At 65.8% G+C, this 19,419-nt stretch carries 12 protein-coding genes and 1 pseudogene; 4 read left to right on the top strand and 9 right to left on the bottom strand.

From position 1 onward, the window contains the following. Positions 1-68 precede the first annotated feature (68 nt). The gene (locus tag J2805_RS03280) at positions 69-2,264 is read left to right on the top strand and encodes a DUF6807 family protein (protein WP_309969171.1); all 2,196 of its coding nucleotides are present in this window, start codon (positions 69-71) and stop codon (positions 2,262-2,264) included. Next, positions 2,261-5,704: a family 78 glycoside hydrolase catalytic domain gene (locus tag J2805_RS03275; protein ID WP_309969168.1), complete on the top strand. Its 3,444-nt coding sequence runs from the start codon at positions 2,261-2,263 to the stop codon at positions 5,702-5,704. Before J2805_RS03280 ends, J2805_RS03275 begins: the two co-directional genes overlap by 4 nt. Before the next feature lie 166 nt (positions 5,705-5,870). Here the strand turns inward: J2805_RS03275 and J2805_RS03270 are convergent, their stop codons facing one another. The 5 genes and pseudogenes from J2805_RS03270 to J2805_RS03250 all read right to left on the bottom strand — a co-directional run bounded on the left by J2805_RS03270 (position 5,871) and on the right by J2805_RS03250 (position 11,098). Continuing rightward, positions 5,871-7,136 carry an MFS transporter gene (locus J2805_RS03270; RefSeq protein ID WP_309969166.1) on the bottom strand — a complete coding sequence of 422 codons (1,266 nt, stop codon included), beginning with the start codon at positions 7,134-7,136 and terminating at the stop codon, positions 5,871-5,873. 60 nt (positions 7,137-7,196) lie between these two features. Further along, on the bottom strand, positions 7,197-7,877 hold the full coding sequence (locus J2805_RS03265) for a Poxvirus protein I5 (RefSeq protein WP_309969163.1): 681 nt from the start codon (positions 7,875-7,877) through the stop codon (positions 7,197-7,199). A 23-nt stretch (positions 7,878-7,900) separates the two neighbouring features. Then, entirely contained in the window at positions 7,901-8,818 is a 918-nt protein-coding gene (locus J2805_RS03260; RefSeq protein ID WP_309969159.1) for a carbohydrate ABC transporter permease, read from the bottom strand. After that, positions 8,815-9,769 (bottom strand): annotated as a pseudogene (locus tag J2805_RS03255) (carbohydrate ABC transporter permease). The gene J2805_RS03260 and the pseudogene J2805_RS03255 overlap by 4 nt, the downstream one beginning before the upstream one ends. A 45-nt stretch (positions 9,770-9,814) precedes the next feature. Then, a complete protein-coding gene (locus tag J2805_RS03250) occupies positions 9,815-11,098 on the bottom strand; it encodes an ABC transporter substrate-binding protein (RefSeq protein ID WP_309969156.1) in 1,284 nt (427 codons plus the stop codon). Between the two features lie 181 nt (positions 11,099-11,279). Here J2805_RS03250 and J2805_RS03245 point away from each other — a divergent pair, with 181 nt between their 5' ends. Beyond that, positions 11,280-13,316, top strand: a complete 2,037-nt coding sequence (locus J2805_RS03245) for a beta-galactosidase (RefSeq protein WP_309969153.1) — start codon at positions 11,280-11,282, stop codon at positions 13,314-13,316. Between the two features lie 207 nt (positions 13,317-13,523). After that, a complete protein-coding gene (locus J2805_RS03240) occupies positions 13,524-15,290 on the top strand; it encodes an HNH endonuclease signature motif containing protein (RefSeq protein WP_309969150.1) in 1,767 nt (588 codons plus the stop codon). A gap of 191 nt (positions 15,291-15,481) precedes the next feature. Here the strand turns inward: J2805_RS03240 and J2805_RS03235 are convergent, their stop codons facing one another. The 4 genes from J2805_RS03235 to J2805_RS03220 form a co-directional block, all read right to left on the bottom strand. Beyond that, on the bottom strand, positions 15,482-16,843 hold the full coding sequence (locus tag J2805_RS03235) for an ABC transporter substrate-binding protein (RefSeq protein WP_309969148.1): 1,362 nt from the start codon (positions 16,841-16,843) through the stop codon (positions 15,482-15,484). A gap of 221 nt (positions 16,844-17,064) precedes the next feature. Continuing rightward, on the bottom strand, positions 17,065-18,018 hold the full coding sequence (locus J2805_RS03230) for a carbohydrate ABC transporter permease (protein WP_309969144.1): 954 nt from the start codon (positions 18,016-18,018) through the stop codon (positions 17,065-17,067). Next, entirely contained in the window at positions 18,011-18,955 is a 945-nt protein-coding gene (locus tag J2805_RS03225; RefSeq protein ID WP_309969141.1) for a carbohydrate ABC transporter permease, read from the bottom strand. Before J2805_RS03225 ends, J2805_RS03230 begins: the two co-directional genes overlap by 8 nt. A 233-nt stretch (positions 18,956-19,188) precedes the next feature. Next, positions 19,189-19,419: hypothetical protein (locus tag J2805_RS03220; RefSeq protein WP_309969138.1), on the bottom strand; the 231-nt coding region annotated here is incomplete at its 5' end.

Genomic DNA, 19,419 nt, shown 5'->3' with positions numbered 1-19,419 from the left:
CGTCACCCCCGCTTTTGGGGACAGAAGAAGTCCGGGGACAAAAGTCCCCGCGACAGAAGAGGAGAGCCATGGGCACCCTGTCCGAGCCCGTCCCGGAAAAACGCAAACTACCCGCCACATCGGCCGCCAGGGTGGCACTCGTCGGGGTCCACGGCTTCGGAACACACCACCTCCGCAACCTTGAACGCCTACAGGCAACCGGCGCCGTTATCCTCGCGGCTGTTGCGGATCCGAATCCTCCCGCACCTGGTACCCTTCCTCTCGAGACCGCGGTCTTCAGCAACCTTGACGAGCTCCTGGCGGCAACCCCGGCGCTGGACCTCGTTATCGTGGCCACGCCCATCCAGACGCACGCACCCCTGGCGCTGGCCGCCCTCCCCCACGCGGACCTGTATCTGGAGAAGCCACCGGTCGCGTCCCTTGCTGATTTCAACCGGCTGCAGGATGCCGCCGCTGAAGCCGGGCGCAGCGTCCAGATCGGTTTTCAGAGCCTCGGATCCCACGCGTTGCAGGCCATTGAGGACCTGCTCGCGGCCGGTGAGATCGGCACACTCCTGGGGATCTCCGCCACCGGGCGCTGGGTCCGCGACCGGGCGTATTACAAGCGTTCACGCTGGGCGGGCAAGCGCAGCCTAAACGGCATCGACGTGGTGGACGGGGTGGCCACCAATCCGCTGGCGCATGCCATCGCCACCGCATTGAGGATCGCCGGCGCACGCACCCTGGATGACCTCGCGTCAGTCGAAACGGACCTGTATCGCGCCAACGATATTGAATCGGACGACACCTCCGTGATCAGGGTCCGCACCACATCGGGACTGCCCATCACCTGCGCCCTCACCCTCTGCGCCACTGAATCGGTGGAACCGTACATCACGCTGCAGGGCAGCGAAGGGACCGCGGTGTTCCACTACACCGAAGACCGTCTCACCATCAGCGGTTCCGACGGCGAACGCAGCCAGGTCTTCGGCCGGGACGACCTCACCGAGAACCTGCTGGAGCACCTGCGCCGGCGCCACGCGCCGGACACTCCACCCCAGGCTGCGCCCCTCATCAGTCCGATCGGGGACAGCGGCGCCTTCATGCGGGTGCTTGAAGCCATCCGGACCGCCGATGCCCCGGCACTGATCCCGGCGCAGTACATCGGCTGGGCAGGCGACGGCGATTCCGCCCACGCCGTGATCGGCGGCATCGAGGACGCGCTGGAGCGCGCGACGGCGGCGCACGCCACGTTCAGCGAGCTGGGCCTGCCGTGGGCACGGCCCGCTGCCGGCAACGCGGAGCAGCCTTCACTCACCGTCCACGACCGCACTGTGCAGGACGGCGCCCAGCACAGCGCCGGCCATCACAACGCCGGACGGCACGACGGCGGACGGACGGCCGGTGCGCCAGGCGGCGCCGCCACGGTGGCTAACCTGCAGGACGGAACTGCCATCGCAGCGAGGCTCTCACCCCGGCCCTACCTTCACCCGGTGCGTTCGTTGGGCGGCGTCACCGTCACCGACCATCTCCCGGCGGACCACCCCTGGCACCTGGGCGCCGGCTTTGCCTTGCAGGATGTGAACGGCGTCAACTTCTGGGGCGGTAAAACCTACACCCGCGCCAGCGGACGCTACGAGGAACGCCCGGACCATGGCCGGATCGTGCAGCTCTCCGCCACTTCGGAACCGGGGTCAAATGCCGGTAACTGCGTGCGGCAGGAACTCAGCTGGCAGGCACCGGACGGCAGCGAACTCCTCCGCGAGCGCCGCACCACCCGGACGTCGCAGGTTAACGCCACTACCTGGCGGCTGGACCTCGCAACTGAACTGGCCGCCGTCGTCGACGCCTCACTGGGAGGCCCCGGTTCCAACGGTGCCGCGGGAAGCGGCTACGGCGGATTCTTCTGGCGGCTGCCCGCGTGCTCTGCGGCCGAGGTCTTCACGGCCGGCCAGCGCGGGGAAGCCGACGTCCACGGCTCCGTCTCGCCCTGGCTGGCGTGGACGGCGGAGTTCCCCGAAGGCCCGGCAAGCCTGGTATTCGCAGCCCCTGAGGAGGCTCAGGATCCGTGGTTCGTACGGTTGTCCGGCTACCCCGGAGTGGGCTCAGCCCTTGCCTGGGACAGGCCCCTGAACCTCGCCGCCGGGGAGACCGTCACCCGTTCCTTCACAGTATGGGTCGCGGACGGCACGCTCTCCCCGGAAGCGGCTGCCCGCTTGGCTGCCGGGCCGGCCAACGGATCAGCCGAATCGGGCCAAGCCGCGTCAGTGCCTGCGGACCGGTGACGGGACCGCTTGCCACCGTCGCGCTTCTCACGGACGGGCTTGGGGCCTGCCTGACCGCATCAAAGCGCCCGCACTTCGGCTGGGAGTTGGTGTGCACGGCCGGAAGTGATCCGGCCTCCTGCTACCAGGGCGCCTACGAGCTGCGGCTCAGCGGGGCGGACGGTACGCTCATGTGGGATTCGGGCGTTGTGGCCTCCGGCGAACAGCACTTTGTTCCTTACGGAGGTCCGGACCTCGCCGCCGACTCCGACTACCGCTGGACCGTCAGGGTGCACAACACCGTGGGACTGGCCGGGCCATGGTCTGCGCAGCAGGGCTTCAGTACAGGGCTTGATACGCCGGACTGGGACGCTGAATGGATCCGCAGGCGGGCCGGCGGCCGCGCTCCGCTGGAAGTCCTGGACGGCGCCTTGCGGGTTGCCGGTTCGCCGTACCTGCCCCTCCCCTGCCCGCCCGTCCGACACGTCAGGCTGGCGGCGCGCCTCCGGCCGGCGATGGGATGGGCCGGGCTGCTCCTGCGCACCACCGGTCCCGGAACCGGCCTGTTGCTGGAACTGAATACCGCCGGAAGTGTTGTTCTGCGGCGTGCTGCCCGGTGGGACATCCCCGCTGCGGCGGTGCCGCGGACCGAGATCCTGGCCAGCGCACAGCTGGAACGCAACGCCTCGGTCGGCCAGCAGTGGCTGCCCGGCAAAGACCTGGCGCCCGGCACCTGGCAGGACCTCAGGGTAACGGATGATGGCAGCACCATTGCGGTCACGCTCGACGGCGTGGAGCTCTTCACTGTTGACGAGCCCGCGCCGGCCGGGTTCCGAGGAAGCCTGGCCCTCCACCAGGGTCCGCGCAGCCAGGCGGAATACGCGTCAATCCTCGTCACCGACGCTACTCCGGCGGATCGCCACACTCACTCAGCCAGCACAGACGACACCGCGCTTCCTGACCAACCCTTCGATCACCGGCCAGCTGACCGCCAACTCCTCAACCACCGGTTCGACGCCGGGACCGAGCACGCCCATGCCTGCCTGGCCGGGTGGGACCGCACCACGGCCCATCGCCAACCCGACGAATGGACGCTGGCCCGCACCGACCTGGCGCTCTCAGGCAGGGTGGTCCGCGCCAGGCTGTTTGCCGCGGCCAGCCACCAGGCATTGTTCAGCATCGACGGTGAAGCCTGCCTTGAGACGTCCTCGTTCGGCTACCCCGGCGAGGGTTATTACGACGCCGCCGACGTCACTGCGCTGCTGCAGACCGAACCCGGAGGGAACGGTTCACGGCACCTGGTTCTCTCGGCGAGGGTGCACTGGTACGGGCCGGGCCAGGGCAGGGCGGCCGGCGTCCCGGGACTCCTGGCGCAGCTCCATGTCGACTACGACGACGGCCGCAGGGAAGTCCTTGGAACCGGACCGAACTGGCAGGTGGCCGAAGGGCCCTACCGGCAGTCGGGCTACAGAAACGATGAAGGCGACCCGGTAGAGCACCTGGACGGCACAGCTGTTGGGCCCCGCATCCCGGACTCCAGCGGGACCGACACCGAATCCCAGCCCGGCGAATCCCGGCCCGGGCAGCCCACCGGCTGGGAGCAGGCGACGTCGCTCGGCAGGCACCCGATCGCGGATTTCCCGGCCGTCCTTCCCCGACGCACCTTCCTGGCCAGGACTCGTGTCACCGCCGACCGGCTGCTGACCGCTCCGGACGGCACTGTGGTGGCCGACTTCGGGCGTGTGCTGCCGGCCCGGCCCGTGGTGGAATTCACCGACGGCCAGGCGGGCCGCACCGTGATGATCCGCGCAGGTTACAGCCTCGGGCCGGACGGCCGGGTTGACCGTAGCAAGTCGGCCAGCCAGAACACGGACATGTCCTTCCCGTACACGCAGGCCGCCGGCCCGCAACGCTACGAAGCGGCCGTCCACCTGGGCTTCCGTTACCTCGAGGTACCGGGGATCCAAGCGGACGAAATCGCCGCGGTAAGCGGCGTCGTCGTGCATTCCGACCACTGGCGGGAAGGCAGTCGGCGCGAAGGCACCCGGCGCGAAGGCAGCTTCAGCAGTTCGGATCCGGTGCTGGACGCCGTGTTCACCCTGCTGCGGGACTCCGCCCTGTTTGGCGTGCAGGAACAGTTTGTGGACACTCCCACCCGCGAAAAGGGCCAGTTTTTGGGCGACGCCGTCAATATTTCCTATGCCACCATGGCCCTGTTCGGCGAGCGGAACCTGACGGCGCAGGCGCTGCGGGAGTTCGCGGCGTCGGCAACCAGGTACTGGGCGGACGGCGACGATCACGGCCGCTACAACGCCGTCTATCCGAACGGCGACGGGAAACGCGACATCCCGGATTTCTCCCTGATGATGCCCGAATGGGTGGAGGACTACCACCGGGTCAGCGGCGACACCGCTCTGGTGGAGGAACTGCTGCCCGCCCTGCGCGCCACCGCCGGCTACGTGCTGCGCCACATTTCTGTTGACGGCCCGACGGCGGGACTGGTCACCTGCCTGGGCGGCGGCTCCGGCCCGTACCTCCACGGGATCGTGGACTGGCCGGCGCCCGGCAGGTTCGGCTACGACATGGGGTGCGCCGCGAAAACCACGGTGAACGCCCAGGCCGTGTCCGTGCTGGATGCCGTTGCCGGGCTGTGCGAGCTGACCGGGAGGACCGGGCCGGCTGAGGAGTACCGCCGGCAGGCTGCTGACCTGGCCGCCGCCATCACCACTCTTCTGCGCGTGGACGGCGTGATGGTGGACGGGCTGCACGCCGACGGCTCCCCCAGCAGGCATGCCTCCCAGCATGCAAGCTCCTTCCCGCTTTCGTTCGGCATCACACCTGCAGAGTGGGTGGAACCGGATGGCCGGCGCCTGGCGGCACTGGGGATGCGGCAGGGACCCATGACCGTGCACCGCCTGGTGCGGGCGCTGCTTGCGGCAGGACTGACGGATGCGGTGCTGGACCTCCTCACCAACCCCGGGCAGCCCGGCTGGGCACGGCTGCTGGAATCCGGGGCGAGCTTCACGTGGGAAGCATGGGAACTGGACGAGGACACGGACTACAGCCAGTCACACGCCTGGTCCGCCTCTGTGGTGCGGGAAATCCTCGAACACCTTCTCTGCATCCGGGTGGCTGCCGGAGGTGCCGAGGTGACTGTGGAACCGCCGGTCTGCCGGCTGGAACATGCGAGCGGGAGTGTCCCGCTCCAGCGCGGGATGGTTTCGGCGGACTGGCGCCGCGGCGCTGCGGGTATTGAACTCGCGTGCACGGTCCCCGCCGGAGTCCGCGCGGTGGTAGTGCTGCCGGCGGGCCGCTATACCGTGGAAGGCCCGACGCCGGATGCCGCCGTCGTCGTCCAATCCTCCGCCGGTGAGGGAGCTGCTTCCGGCGGCGCCGCCGACCACAATGGGCGCGTCACATACCGTGTCCACCCGGGGACCTGGCACTTTAGCCCGGAGTAGCCGGCCCCTCCCGCCTCCAACTTCACGGAGGCAACCCTCGCCGTTTGCCACAAAGTGCCGGAATAGCCGACCCTTAGCGACCATTTTCGTCAAACCGCGACGTCAAGATGGCCGCGCGCATCATTTCGGCTCAGCTCTCGGGCTCAATTGCCGGCTCTGCGCTCCTTCAGGCAGCCGCAGCACGACGTCGGGCATTGAGCCAAAGCAGCAGGCCGATGACCGCTGCTGACAGCATGCCCAGAGCTCCGGTCACCACCAGGCCGGTGCGGACGCCGAACTCCTCCGTGAGCCAGCCGGCCAGCAGCCCGCCCAGCGCGTGCCCGCCCAGCAGGAGCGGCAGGTAGAGCGCCAGCACGCGGCCGCGGACCTCCGCGCCGGCCTCCAGCTGGACGGTGGTGGCCGCGCTGGTCAGGAAGAGCAGCGTCATCACGCCCACCAGCACCAGCATGGCCACGAACAGCTCCTGCGTGGGCATCAATGCCGCGACGAGTTGGGTCAGCCCGAACAGCCCGGCGCTCGCCACAATCCCCTTGCGGCCCAAGGTCCGCAGCCGCGCTGCCAACAGGGCGCCTGCCAGCGCACCCACGGCGCTGAAGGTGTTGAACATGCCGAACCCGGCGGCGCCGCTGTGCCACACATTCTCAGCGAAGGCGGCGAGCACCACCGGGCCGTTCATGCCAAAAGCGCCCAGAAGCCCCGCGAGCAGCATCACCAGGAGGAGCGAGGGACGGTGGCGGACGTAGCGGAAGCCGGCGAGGACCTGCCCACGCCCGCGAAGGGGCGGCGCGCTGGGATACAGCTGGGACGTCCGGATCGCAGCAATCAGGCCCAGCACGGCGAGGCATACCAGGGCATTCGCAGCGAAGGCAGCGGCCGAACCGATCTTCGCGATCAGCAGGCCACCGACCGCGGGGCCCAGCATCGCGCCAAGCTGGCCGATGGCGCTGTTCAGCCCGATCGCGGGGCGCAGGGCGGCGTCCCCCACCACTTCATTGACGAACACCTGTCGTGCCGGACCGTCCACCGCGGACGTGATGCCCAGGGCAACGCAGCAGGCGTACACGGCCCAGACGGTGATCCCGCCGCCGGCATCGAGGACGGCGAGGGTCAGGGCGAGGAGCGCGGTGACCGCCTGGCAGACGAGGAGGATGCGGCGCTTCGGGTATAGGTCCACCAGGATGCCGCTGAGCGGGCCCACCACCAGCATGGGGAGGAACTGGAGGGCGACGGCCACGCCCACTGCTGCGGGGCTTCCCGTCAGCTGCAGGACCAGCCAGTCCTGGGCCAGCCGCTGCATCCAGATTCCGGTGCTCCCGGCGAGCTGGATGGCGACGAAGAGGCGGTAGTTGCGCTGGGCCAGCGGGTGGTACCAGCGCGGGGGACGGTCAGCGGCTTGGAGGGACTCTGCGGACTGGGGGCGCTCGGAAGACACGTCTGGCTCAGCTCGATAGTGAAGTGGACCTGCGGGGGTTGTAATTTGACGCGGGTGGAACTAGGCGCGGGTGGAGCGCATTTTGACAGAGGCTGAGGCGAGGATCAGGGTGCCGGGAACCACCACGAACAGCGCGGCCAGCATCCACACAAACACGACGGCGGCAAAGACGGCGGCAGCCAGGAGCAGCGAACCTGTCCAGTCGCGGAGGGACAGTGCCTTGCCGGCGGCAAGGGCGGAGGGCCACGCGGCGATACCGGCTCCCGTGGCGTCGGGTCCACTCCCTGCGTGGCCGGACCCCGCTGCAGCCTCAACGGAGCGGCCGGAAAAGTCGGACCATGCCGCTGCGGTGCGCAGCAGCAGGATCGCTCCGGCAACAGCCAGGATCAGGGTGGCCGGGAGGACCACTGCCTGGCCGGGCAGCTGCCCCACCAGTGTGAGCAGGAGGTTCAGGACAATCACGACGGCGGCTGCCGCCGTCGTGATTCCCAGCTTCCAGCTGCCCGGCAGTGCTGAGCGGAACGTGCCCCAGAGGGCACGGACGGAATCGTCCCGGCCGGAGAGATGGCGCTCAAGGTGGGCGATGCCCGCGGCGTAGGCGGCGGGGATGGTGACCAGCGGAATGGACAGCACCAGCACCAGCAGTCCGGCCAGCAGGGTCTCGGAAAACAGTGCGAAGCGGTTTACCGGGATCCGGTGGTCACGGCCTGATGCGGGTGTGGTGCTGTCCATGATGCTCATTTCCTGTCCTGTTCCCGTCGCCGTCAGCCCTTGAGGCCCTGGGTGGAGACGCCCTCAACAATGTAACGCTGGAACACCAGGAAGAAGATGAGCACCGGGAGCAGGGCCAGGACGGACATGGCGATCATGGCTCCGTAGTCCGAGCTCTGCGTCTGGTCCACGAAGAGGCGCAGGGCCAGCGGCAGCGGGTACTTCTCCGGGGTGTTCAGGTAGAGCAGCGGTCCCAGGAAGTCGTTCCAGCTCCAGATGAAGGAGAAGATCGACGTCGAGATCAGCGCCGGCTTCATCAGGGGCAGCATGATGGAGGTGAAGATCCGGACGTGGCCGGCGCCGTCGATGCGGGCTGCCTCGTCCAGTTCGGCCGGGAGGTTCCGCATGAACTGGACCATCAGGAAGACGAAGAACGCGTCCGCTGCCAGGAACTTGCCGATCAGCAGCGGGATGTACGTGTCCACCAAGCCCAGCTGCTGGAAGACGATGTACTGCGGGATGATCACCACGTGGAACGGCAGGAGCAGGGTGGCGATCATCATGCCGAACAGCACGCTGCGGCCGGGGAACTTGATCCGTGCGAACGCATACGCGGAGACGCTGGCCGACAGGATGGTGCCCACCACGGCGCCGATCGCCAGGATCAGGGAGTTGGTGAAGAACTGCAGGGTGGACACCCCGCCGATCCCGTCCATGGCCGTGACAAAGTTGTCGAAGCTGAAGTTGTCGGACCACAGGGAGGTGTTGGTGCCGCCGATCTCGGAGTTCGGCTTGAAGGATGAGGCGACCATCCAGAGGGCCGGGTAGAGGACCACGCCCGTGAGGGCCAGCGCCACGATGTGGAAAACGGCGCTCTTGATGCGCTTGGCGCCCACGGACTCGGACTTCGGGTTGTACACGGGCGCCTGCGCTTCTGCTGCCGGCTTGGTGCGTGTTGCCATTGTTGTCATTTCGAATCACCGCTGTAGTGGACCCAGGACTTGGACGTGCGGAAGAAGATCAGGGTGATGATGCCGACGACGATCACCAGCAGCCAGGCCATCGCCGAGGCGTAGCCCATCCGGAAATCGCTGAAGCCGCGCAGGTACAGGTAGAGGGTGTAGAAGAGGGTGGAGCCCGCCGGGCCGCCTTCACCGTTGGAGATGATGTACGCCGACGCGAAGATCTGGAACGCGTGGATGGTCTCCATCAGCAGGTTGAAGAAGATCACCGGGGACAGCATGGGCCAGGTGATGTTGAAGAACTTCCGCACCGGGCCGGCACCGTCCATCGAGGCCGCCTCGTACAGATCGGCGGGGATCTGCTTCAGGCCGGCCAGGAAGATCACCATCGGGGCGCCGAAACTGCCAGACGGTCAGGAGGATCATCATCGGCATGGTCATGGAGGGGTTGCCCACCCAGCCGCCGAGGTTGATGCCGAAGAAGGACAGTCCCTGGTCCACGGGACCGGAGTCGCCGAACATGGCCTTCCAGACGATGGCGATGGAGACGCTGGCACCGATCAGGGACGGGGCGTAGAACGCGGAACGGTAGAAGCCCTGGCCCTTCCGCTTGCTGTTGAGGAGCATGGCCACAGCCAGTGCAGCAGCCAGTTTCAGCGGCGTGCCAAAGATGACGTAGCTGAGGGTCACGCCCACCGACTGCAGGAACCGCTCGTCCTGGAACAGGGTGATGTAGTTGTCCAGGCCGATCCACTTGGGCGGTTCGAAGAGGTTGTAGTTGGTGAAGGACAGGTACAGCGAAGAGATCATCGGGCCCACGGTGAGGGCGATGAATCCCAGCAGCCAGGGCAGCAGGAAGGTGTAGCCGGCGCGGGCGTCCGCTCCCCGCTGCCGCGACTTGCGCGGCAGCGAGGGAGTGGACGACGACGAACGCCTGCTCAGGGTTGGGCTTTGAGTCACGAGTTCATTCCGTCAGTTGTGAATATCGGGCAGGCAATACGCTGCTCAGGCGTTCTGCTTGATGAGGTCTTCGGCTTCCTTGAACCACGCGTCAGCTGCGCCGTCAACGGTTACCTTGCCGTAGTTCAGGTCCGAGCTGACCCGCTTGAAGGAGGCCTCGAGGGTGCCGAAGCCGACGATGGGAGGCTCGGGAGCATCCTTGAGGTACTTCTCGATGGACTTCTCGTAGTCCACGACGATCTTGTCGGTGCCTTCGAACGTGGTCCCGTCGCGCTGGGTCTTGGAGGCCGGGACGCCGCGGGAAGTCTTGAAGATCTGGCCCACCTCGGGATCGTTGACCATGAAGTCGATGAACCGGGCGGCGGCGTCTTTGTACTTGGTCTTGGCGCTGGCCACCATGAGCATGGAGGGCTTGAGGAACAGGCCCAGGTTGTCCTTGTCATCGGAGGGAACCGGTACGAGCTTGAGCTCTTTGGCACCGCTGTCCCCGAGGTAGCCGGCCATGAAGTTGTCCCAGGTGACTTCCGTGGCGCTCACGTTCGAGCCAAACGGAGATTTCGGCAACAGCTGGGTGGTCTTGTCTTCGCCAACGAGGGCGGGAGTACCGCGCAGGTCGGCGGTCATGTTCCACCACTTCTTCAGGTCATCCTTGGAGAAGCCAAGCTTGCCCTCATCAGTGAAGGCCTGGATGTTGTTCTGGCGCAGCCAAATGTTGAACATCCACCAGACGGAGGTGTAGTCGGTGCCGCCGAACAGGGAGCCGTTGCCCTTGGCGCCAACCTCGGCGAGGAAGGCGTTATATTCCTTGTACGTCCAGGTGCCGTCCGGTTCAGCGATCCCCAGGCCCTGGAGTTTCGCGGGATCGTAGTAGACGGCAAAGGCGTTGGTGCTGGTGGGAATGCCGTAGGTCTTGCCGCGGATCTGGCCGGAGGGCAGGAGCGACTTGTCGAAGGCGTCCGTGTTGATCTTGACGGTGCTGAGATCCAGGAGCTGGTTGCGCTGGCCGTAGTCCCGCAGGTACGAGAGGTCCCACTGCATGACGTCGGGCAGGCCGCCGCCGGCCGCCTCGGTGGCCCGCTTCTGCCAGTAGCCGGCGAAGTCCGTGAAGTTGCCGTTGACCTTGATGTCCGGGTTCTTCGACTCGAACAGGGCGATGGCCTTGCGGGTGCGCTCTGCTCGATCGTCGTTGCCCCACCAGGTGTAATTGATGGTCACCGGATTGTCCGCCGACCCCGTCTGGGCGGGAGCCGGGGAGCCACACGCCGCCAGCACTGCGGCAGATGCGGTGCCCAGTGCCACGGTGGTGAGGAACTTCCTTCTGTTGATCATAAGAGCCTCCTTGCTCGGGTGTGTAAGCGATTCTTTGTGATTCTCTACAACGAAAGTAGTGATCTGGCTTACACGCGCTTTCTGAAACGATACAATATCCTCATTCCCACTTTTGGGCAAGCGTTTTCCAAACATCTGCATTCTTGCCGGCACCGTGCAAAAGCAACGACGAAGGAGTCCCATGTCACCCCTGGAAAAATCCACTCCGCCCGCGGTGTGGACCAGCCTCGAAGGCATCGCCTACGGCGGCGACTACAACCCGGAACAGTGGCCGGTCAGCGTCCGGATGGATGACCTGGAACTGATGAAGGAAGCCGGCGTCACCTTCCTCAGCGTGGGTATCTTCTCCTGGGGGCTGCTGGAGCCGTCCGAAGGCGAATATGACTTTGGCTGGCTGGACGATGTCCTGGACAACCTAGCCGCGTCGGGGATCAAGGTGGCCCTCGCCACCGCCACTGCAGCTCCCCCTGCCTGGCTGGTGCGCAAGCACCCGGAAATCCTCCCGGTACTGGCTGACGGCACCGTGCTGGGGCCGGGCTCACGGCGGCACTACACGCCGTCGTCGGCCGTCTATCGGCGGTACGCCACCGGCATTACCCGGGTGCTGGCAGAACGGTACAAGGACCATCCGGCGCTGGCGCTGTGGCATGTGGACAACGAACTCGGCTGCCACGTTTCGGAGTTTTACGGAGACGAGGACGCAGCTGCATTCCGCCTGTGGCTTGAGCGGCGGTACGGGAACATCGACGAACTGAATGCCTCGTGGGGAACGGCCTTCTGGTCCCAGCACTACGCATCCTTTGAGGAAATCCTCCCCCCGCGGGCGGCTCCTTCCACGCTCAACCCCGGCCAGCAGCTGGACTTCCAGCGCTTCAATTCCTGGGCCCTGATGGACTACTACCGGACCTTGCTCGAGGTATTGCGCGAAGTGACGCCGGGGGTGCCTGCCACCACCAACCTCATGGTTTCCAGCGCCACGAAGTCCATGGACTATTTCGACTGGGCCAAGGACTTGGACGTGATCGCCAGCGACCACTACCTGGTGGCCGCCGATCCGGAACGTCAGATCGAACTGGCGTTCAGCGCGGACCTCACGCGCGGCGTGGCGGGCGGCGACCCGTGGATCCTGATGGAACACTCGACGTCGGCAGTGAACTGGCAGCCCCGCAACCAACCCAAGATGCCCGGCGAAATGCTGCGCAATTCCCTGGCCCACGTGGCACGCGGAGCGGACGCCGTGATGTTCTTCCAGTGGCGGCAGAGCTTCGCCGGTTCGGAAAAATTCCACTCCGCGATGGTCCCCCATGCCGGTCGCGACACCAGAGTCTGGCGCGAGGTGGTGGAGCTGGGTGCTTCACTTCAGAAGCTGGCCGCGGTGCGCGGGTCGCGGGTCGAATCCCGGGCGGCCATAGTGTTCGACTACGAAGCCTGGTGGGCCAGCGAAATCGATTCCCACCCCAGCCAGGACGTCAAATACCTGGACCTGCTGCGGGCTTTCCACCGCTCGCTGTTCCTGCGCGGGATCTCCGTTGATTTTGTGCACCCAACAGCGTCACTCGAAGGCTACGACCTGATTCTGGTGTGCACGCTCTACAACGTCACGGACACCGCCGCTGCCAACATCGCTTCAGCTGCCCGGGCGGGGGCCACTGTCCTGGTCAGCTACTTCAGCGGGATCGTCGACGAACGGGATCACATCCGGCTCGGCGGTTATCCGGGGGCGTTCCGTGACCTGCTGGGGGTACGTGTTGAGGAATTCCACCCGCTGCTGGCCGGGTCCACCGTCAAGCTCAGCGGTCTGACCGGCGGGCCCAGCGACGGAGGGGTGGGCGCGGTGTGGAGCGAGCACGTGCACGCGACTGGCGCCGAAGTCCTCGCGACGTTCACTGAATATCCGCTCGACGGCGTTCCCGCCCTGACCCGCCACGCCGCGGGAGCGGGTTCGGCCTGGTACCTGGCCACGTTCCCGGACCGCGACAGCATCGAAGCGCTCGTGGACCGCCTGCTCGCTGAATCCGGCGTGGCCGCTGTGGCCGAAGCCGACCACGGAGTCGAACTAACGCGCCGCCGCGATGCCGACGGCAGGAGCTTCGTGTTCGCCATCAACCACTCACACACCGATGCCACGGTCCGGGTTTCAGGGGCAGAGTTGCTTTCGGGCGAGCGGTTCGCCGGGACGGTCCCTGCCGGCGGCGTGGCAGTGATCGTCGAGGACTAAGACGCGGGGCGAGGGGGGCTGGGCTGGCGGAGGCGGCCGGGGCGGCCGGGGCCTGCCGGACTGGTTGGCCGGGGCGGCAGGTCACATGGCCAGGGCGGCCGCGGGCGGTTGGCCGGGGCGGCAGGTCACATGGCCAGGGCCTGCCGGACTGGTTGATCTCATAACGCTGGCCCTTTAAATGTCACACCCTCGCGGCAGACTTGGTTTATGGAAGCCGTGGGGGATCTTGCATCAGGAGTGGCGTTGCGGTGGGCCACGCTGCCCGCTGCCGCTTCTGCCGTTCAGGCCTCTGCCGCTCAGCCTTCTGCTGTTCAACCGTCCGCGGCGCGCGTCCGGGGATTGCGCAGTGTCCCTGCGGTTCTCCAGCATCTGCGTCCAGGGGCCGACGGCGGGACGCCTTCTTTAGCGTCCGACGGCGGGACGTCCGGTGAGCTGTCCCGGTGCCTTGAGCTGCTCAGGGGTTTGGGTTCGACGGCGGTTCGGGACGCCGCGCTGCTCAGTTTCCGTGAGGCTGCGGACTTCGCGGCTAATGTCGAGGACGTCTCACGGGCCGTCGAGTATTTGCAGATTGTTGCGGCCGGGGCGGTGGACCGGACCCGGCGGGAGGCGCAGGCGGCAGCTCGGTCAGCAGTAGTCGGCTCAGGATCAGCCGGTTCCGGCGCGGCCGTCGGGTGGGTCACGGGCTGGGGCACGGAAACGGCCGGGGATCATGAAGGGACCCGAACTCCGGCCGCTGCCGGACATGTGGTGCCCCCGGGGGTGAACCCTGCCGGACCGGATCCGGCCGATGACGGGTCCCGGAACGCGGCGGAGTTCCTCCGGGCCCGGTTGCGGATCAGCATTGCCGAAGCGCGCCGCCGGATCGCCCTCTCGTCCGCGGTGCTGCCACGGGCCGGGATCACCGGCCACATCGAGCCTCCGGTACGGCCCGTGCTCGCCGCCGCCGTCGTGGCCGCCGCTGTGGGGTCCCGGGCCGCGACGATCATCACCCTGGCGTTGGACCGGGTCGGGCACCGCGCCCCGATAGAGACGCTGGCCCGGATGGAGCACCAGTTGACCCGGCAGGCGGTGGACAGTGATGCGGATCTGTTGTCCCGGGTCGCCCGGCACTGGATCGAGGGGATCGACCAGGACGGGTCCGAACCGTCCGAGGAAGAACTCCGCCGCCGCCAAGGCGTGTTCCTCCGCCAGGTCCGCCGCGGCCTGCAGCACATCGAAATCTTCGCCACCCCGGACCAGTGCAAGCCGCTCCTGACCGTGATGAACACCGCCACCAACCCCCGCACCCGGACGGTGGACGACACAGGTGGCACCCATGACGATGCCCTGGACCTGCGGACCCGGCCACAGCGGCTCCTCGACGGCCTGGTCAGCGCCTGCAAAGCCGGCCTGAGCACCGGCGGGCTCCCCACGGCGGGCGGGCTGAAGCCACAGGTCATGGTCACCATCGACTACCGCGACCTCCTGGACCGGCTCGAACACACCACAGACCATGGCAGCGAGACCACTCTCAGCCCCGGAAGCCCCAGAAACACAAGCACAAGCATGCTCCCGGGCACGGGGTCGTTCACGTTCACCGGGCCGGTCAACGCCTCCACGGTCCGGAAGATCGCCTGCGACGCCGACATCATCCCCGTCCTGCTCGGCAGCGAAGGACGGATCCTCGACATCGGCCGCACCACCCGGATCTTCCCGCCCCACATCCGCAAAGCCATCACCGCCCGCGACCAGGGCTGCGCATTCCCCGGCTGCACCATCCCCGCGCCCTGGTGCGAAGCACACCACATCACCTACTGGTCACACGGCGGACCCACCAGCACCGAGAACGGCACGCTCTTGTGCTCCCATCACCACCACCTGATCCACAAAGAGCAGTGGCACATCCACGTCAGAACCGGGGTCCCCTGGTTCATCCCGCCACCCCACATCGACCCCCGCCAAAAACCACAACGGAACAACAACTTCCGATGCTGAACAACTAGAGCAACCAGCGGCGCTCGTAGCATCAGGGGGCGCGTATTAGAGCCTGCACACATCTGCCGTTCCGACGCAGAAGTGCCCCCACCCGGATCTCTCTGTGATCCGAGGGGGGCACGTTCCGAAGCCGGCATCCGGGGCCGCATCACCGCGCCCGTCCAACCACCAACCGTCCGGTTGCTACCTCTCTAGCTGCTGATGGCCGACTTCATTTCGTCAACGGCCTTCTTGCCGGCCTCCTCGGTGGAGAGCCGGTCGAAGAGCACTTCCGAGGTGTAGCGCTTGACGATCTCCTGGATAGCGCCAGCGCCCTTCGGCGGCGGCGCCGGGGCCTCACCGAGTTCGCCCTTGATCTGGTCAATGAACTTGACCACCTTGATGTCGGCGGGGGTCAGCTTGGATTCGATTGCTGCCCGGACATCGGAGTTGGGGTAAACGCCGCGGTCGGCCAGGAGCGCTTCGCCGGCCTTAGTGTTGTTGGCCAGGAAGTCGATGAACTTGGCTGTTTCCTCCGGGTGTTTGGTGCGCGAAGACGCGGACCAGAACTGGGAGGCCTTGTACCAAAGGCTGGCGTCGGCGGAGCTACCGGTCTTGGACGGGAACCGCAGGATCTGCAACTCGCCGCCAGCTGCCTTCTCCAGTGCCGGCAGCTGGTTGGACCACCAGAAAGCGAGTCCGTTCTTGCCCGTTGCCAGACCACTCTGATCCAGCGGAGCGGCCTCGGCCTCAACAACTTCGGAGGCGGAGGGTACGGCTTTCTTCTCGCTGAGCTGCTTCAGGAACGCCCACCACTCGGCGATGTCGTTCGGCTCGAAGCCGAGCTTTCCGTCGCTGGTGTACAGCGATTTGCCGTTCTGCCGAAGCCACACACCGAGAGAAGCTTCGTCGGTGCCATAGGCAGCAGCGCCGTAGGTACCCTTTGGCGACTTGGCGGTAACCTCGGCGGAGATGCGTTCAAAGTCTTCCCACGTCCAGGTGCTGTCATCAGGCAATTCAACACCGGCGGCCTTGAAGACAGCCGGGTTGGCCAGGATGGTGGCAGCGTTGATCCCGGCGGCGATTCCGGTGAGGCCGTCCTCGTTCTTGCCGGCGTTGAGGGCTGCCTCGTCAAACTTGGACGTGGCGATGTCGTACTTGGAAAGATCCAGGAGGGCGCCGCGGCTGGAGTACTCCGTGATGTACTTTTCGTCCATCTGGATGATGTCCGGGGCGTCGTTGGCCGCAACCTGAGTGGCCAGCTTGTCCCAGTAACCGCTCCAGTCGCCGAACTCCGGCTTGATCTTGATGTTCGGGTTCTCGGCTTCGAAGGCAGCAATGGCGGCCTGCGTCAGCTGCGCACGCTTATCGCCTCCCCACCAGGAGAAACGGAGTTCTACTTTGCCGTCGGCACTCTGTGGAGCGGCTCCCCCACCGCAGGCGCTAAGGGCCAGTACGACGGCGGCAGCTGCGGCGACCGCGCCGGTTCGGCGTAGCCTCCGCCCGGACTGAGCATCTTTTGCCCCTGCTGCGCCACGGCCGGCGGCTGAGGCAGGGCGGGAAAATAGCGGCACTGGATTCTCCGATCTTCTTTGATCTTGAAAGCTGAATGGTTTCGAAACTGGCTGAACTTGAAAGCGGCTGAGAAAACGCTTTCTCATAACTGAGGATATAAGCAGAATACTTGTAATACAAGAGCTTCGCCCTGCCAGATTTTGGGGTCGGGGTTACCAAGTGCCCAGGGCGGAGGGCGACGAACGCCCATCCACCCCGGAACCCGAACCGAAAATGGAGCCTACTTGATGCCCGTGGTCGCGATTCCCTTGATGAGGAAGCGCTGGCCGAAGAGGAACACCAGGAACACGGGCAGCAGGGACACGATGGACATCGCGAAGAGCGAGCCCCAGCTGGTCGCGGACTGCGAATCCACAAACGCCCGCAGGGCCACCGGAACGGTGAACATCTCAGGATCCGTCAGGTAGATCAGGGCACCGAAGAAGTCGTTCCAGGTCCAGATGAACGTGAAGATGGTGGTGGTGGCGAGGGCCGGAACCATCAGTGGCAGGATGACCCGCAGGAAGATGCGCGGGTGGCCGGCGCCGTCGATCCGGGCGGCCTCATCCAGTTCCTTCGGAATGCCGCGGATGAACTGCACCATGAGGAACACGAAGAACGCATCCGTCGCCAGCAGCTTGGGCACAATCAGCGGCCAGAAGGTGTTCACCCAGCCGATCTGCGAGAACAGGATGTACTGCGGAACGATAATCACATGGAAAGGCAGCATGATAGTCAGCAGCATGATGCCAAAGAACAGTTTCTTGCCACTGAACTGCAGCCGCGCGAAGGCATAGGCGGCCATGGAGCAGGAGATCAGGTTGCCCAGGATGGAGCCGATGACCACCACCGCGGAGTTGAGCATGTAGTGGCCGAACGGGTGGGTCAGCGCGGACCAGCCATCGGTGTAGTTGCCCATCTCCAGGCTGTTCAGCCAGAGTCCGGGCTCGCGGAAAATCAGGTCGTTGGGCCGCAGCGACGAAACCACCATCCACAGCAGCGGGTAGATCATGATGCCGCCGGCGATGATCAGCACGGCATGCTTGGCCAGGGCCTTGATCCGGGCACCGCGGCTGAAGGCCAAAGTTCCCCTGGATTCGAGTTTCCTGCTGCCGCCCCTGGGGCTCTTGCCCTTGGTTTTCCCTTCGGAGGACGGCAGTTTCTCCGGAGCCGGCAAGGTCTTTAGTTCAGTCATCGTAGAACACCCAATACTTTGAAGCGATGAAGTTGATGGCCGTGAAGGCGCCGATAATCACCAACAGGAACCAGGCCATCGCCGAGGCGTACCCCATGTCGAACTGGCCGAATCCCTTCTGGTAGAGGTAAAGCGTGAAGAACATCGTGGAGTCGGACGGACCGCCGTTGCCTCCCGAGACGATGAACGCCTGGGTGAAGGACTGGAACGAGCCGATGATCTGCAGGACTAGGTTGAAGAAGATGATCGGGCTCAGCATCGGCAACGTGATCCGCCAGAACTTCTGCAGTGTGGTGGCTCCGTCAACCTCGGCCGCCTCGTAGTACATGTTGGGAATCTGGCGCAGGCCTGCAAGGAAGATGATCATGGGGCTGCCGAACGTCCAGACATGGAGCAGGATGATCGAGCCAAGGGAAGTGGACGGGTCCGAGATCCAGCCCGGTCCGGTGATGCCGAACATAGCAAGCACCTGATTGACCAGGCCGGAGGTTCCGAAGATCTGCTTCCAGAGGATGGCCACGGCAACGGAGCCGCCGAGCAGGGACGGCAAGTAGAAAATGGACCGGTAGAACGGAAGGCCACGCAGGCCCTTGTCCAGCACCAGCGCAATCAGCAGCGCGACGGCCAGTTGCATCGGAACCCCGATGAGCACATACGTGAAGGTCACGCGGAGCGAATTGTGGAGCCGTGCATCTCCCAGCATGCGGGTGAAGTTGTCCAGCCCTACCCATTCCGGCGGCTGCAGCAGGTTGTAGTCCGTGAAGGACAAGTAGAGGGACATGATCATGGGGCCAACGGTGATGGCCACAAGACCGATCAGCCATGGCAACAGGAAGATGTAGGCCGCCTTGTTGTCACGGCGGTTGGCGCGTTTTTCCTCGGCCGTGGCCGGCCCTTTGCGCCGGCTGATGGAGGACAGCTCGCTGATAGCGCTCATTGCCTCCCCCTCGGTTGACGGACGCCTGCCGGCGCCCCCGGGTGATGCTGTGCGGCCATGTGGTCTCCTTTGGTCATCGTGGCCTTCCACGGCGTGCTGGTGTGAAGTGCTCTAGCCGTCCCGGGCCTGCCGATCAGTCCGGCACAACCCGCCTGCCGGGCTTCCGGAGTCTCCGGGCCAACAGCGGCTTTGTACCAAAGTAAACGGTTTCTTGACCGCTGTACACCCTTTTGCTAATTTTTGAGAAAGCGTTTTCTGAATCCGGCTACTTCCGGATCAGGGCACTGCGAAAGGCAGGACAACGATGTTTGCACCCGGCAGGCCGCGCCGATGATTCCAGGCACCAGCGTTCCGGACGCTAAAGATCCGGGCACCAGCGTTCCGGACGCTAAAGATCCGGGCACCAGCGTTCCGGACGCTAAAGATCCGGGCACCAGCGTTCCGGACGCTAAAGATCCGGGCAC

Source organism: Arthrobacter oryzae (genome assembly GCF_031454875.1).
Taxonomy (GTDB): Bacteria; Actinomycetota; Actinomycetes; order Actinomycetales; family Micrococcaceae; genus Arthrobacter; species Arthrobacter oryzae_D.
Note: the sequence above shows the minus strand (reverse complement) of the source record. Positions and strands in the feature narration are given on the sequence as shown.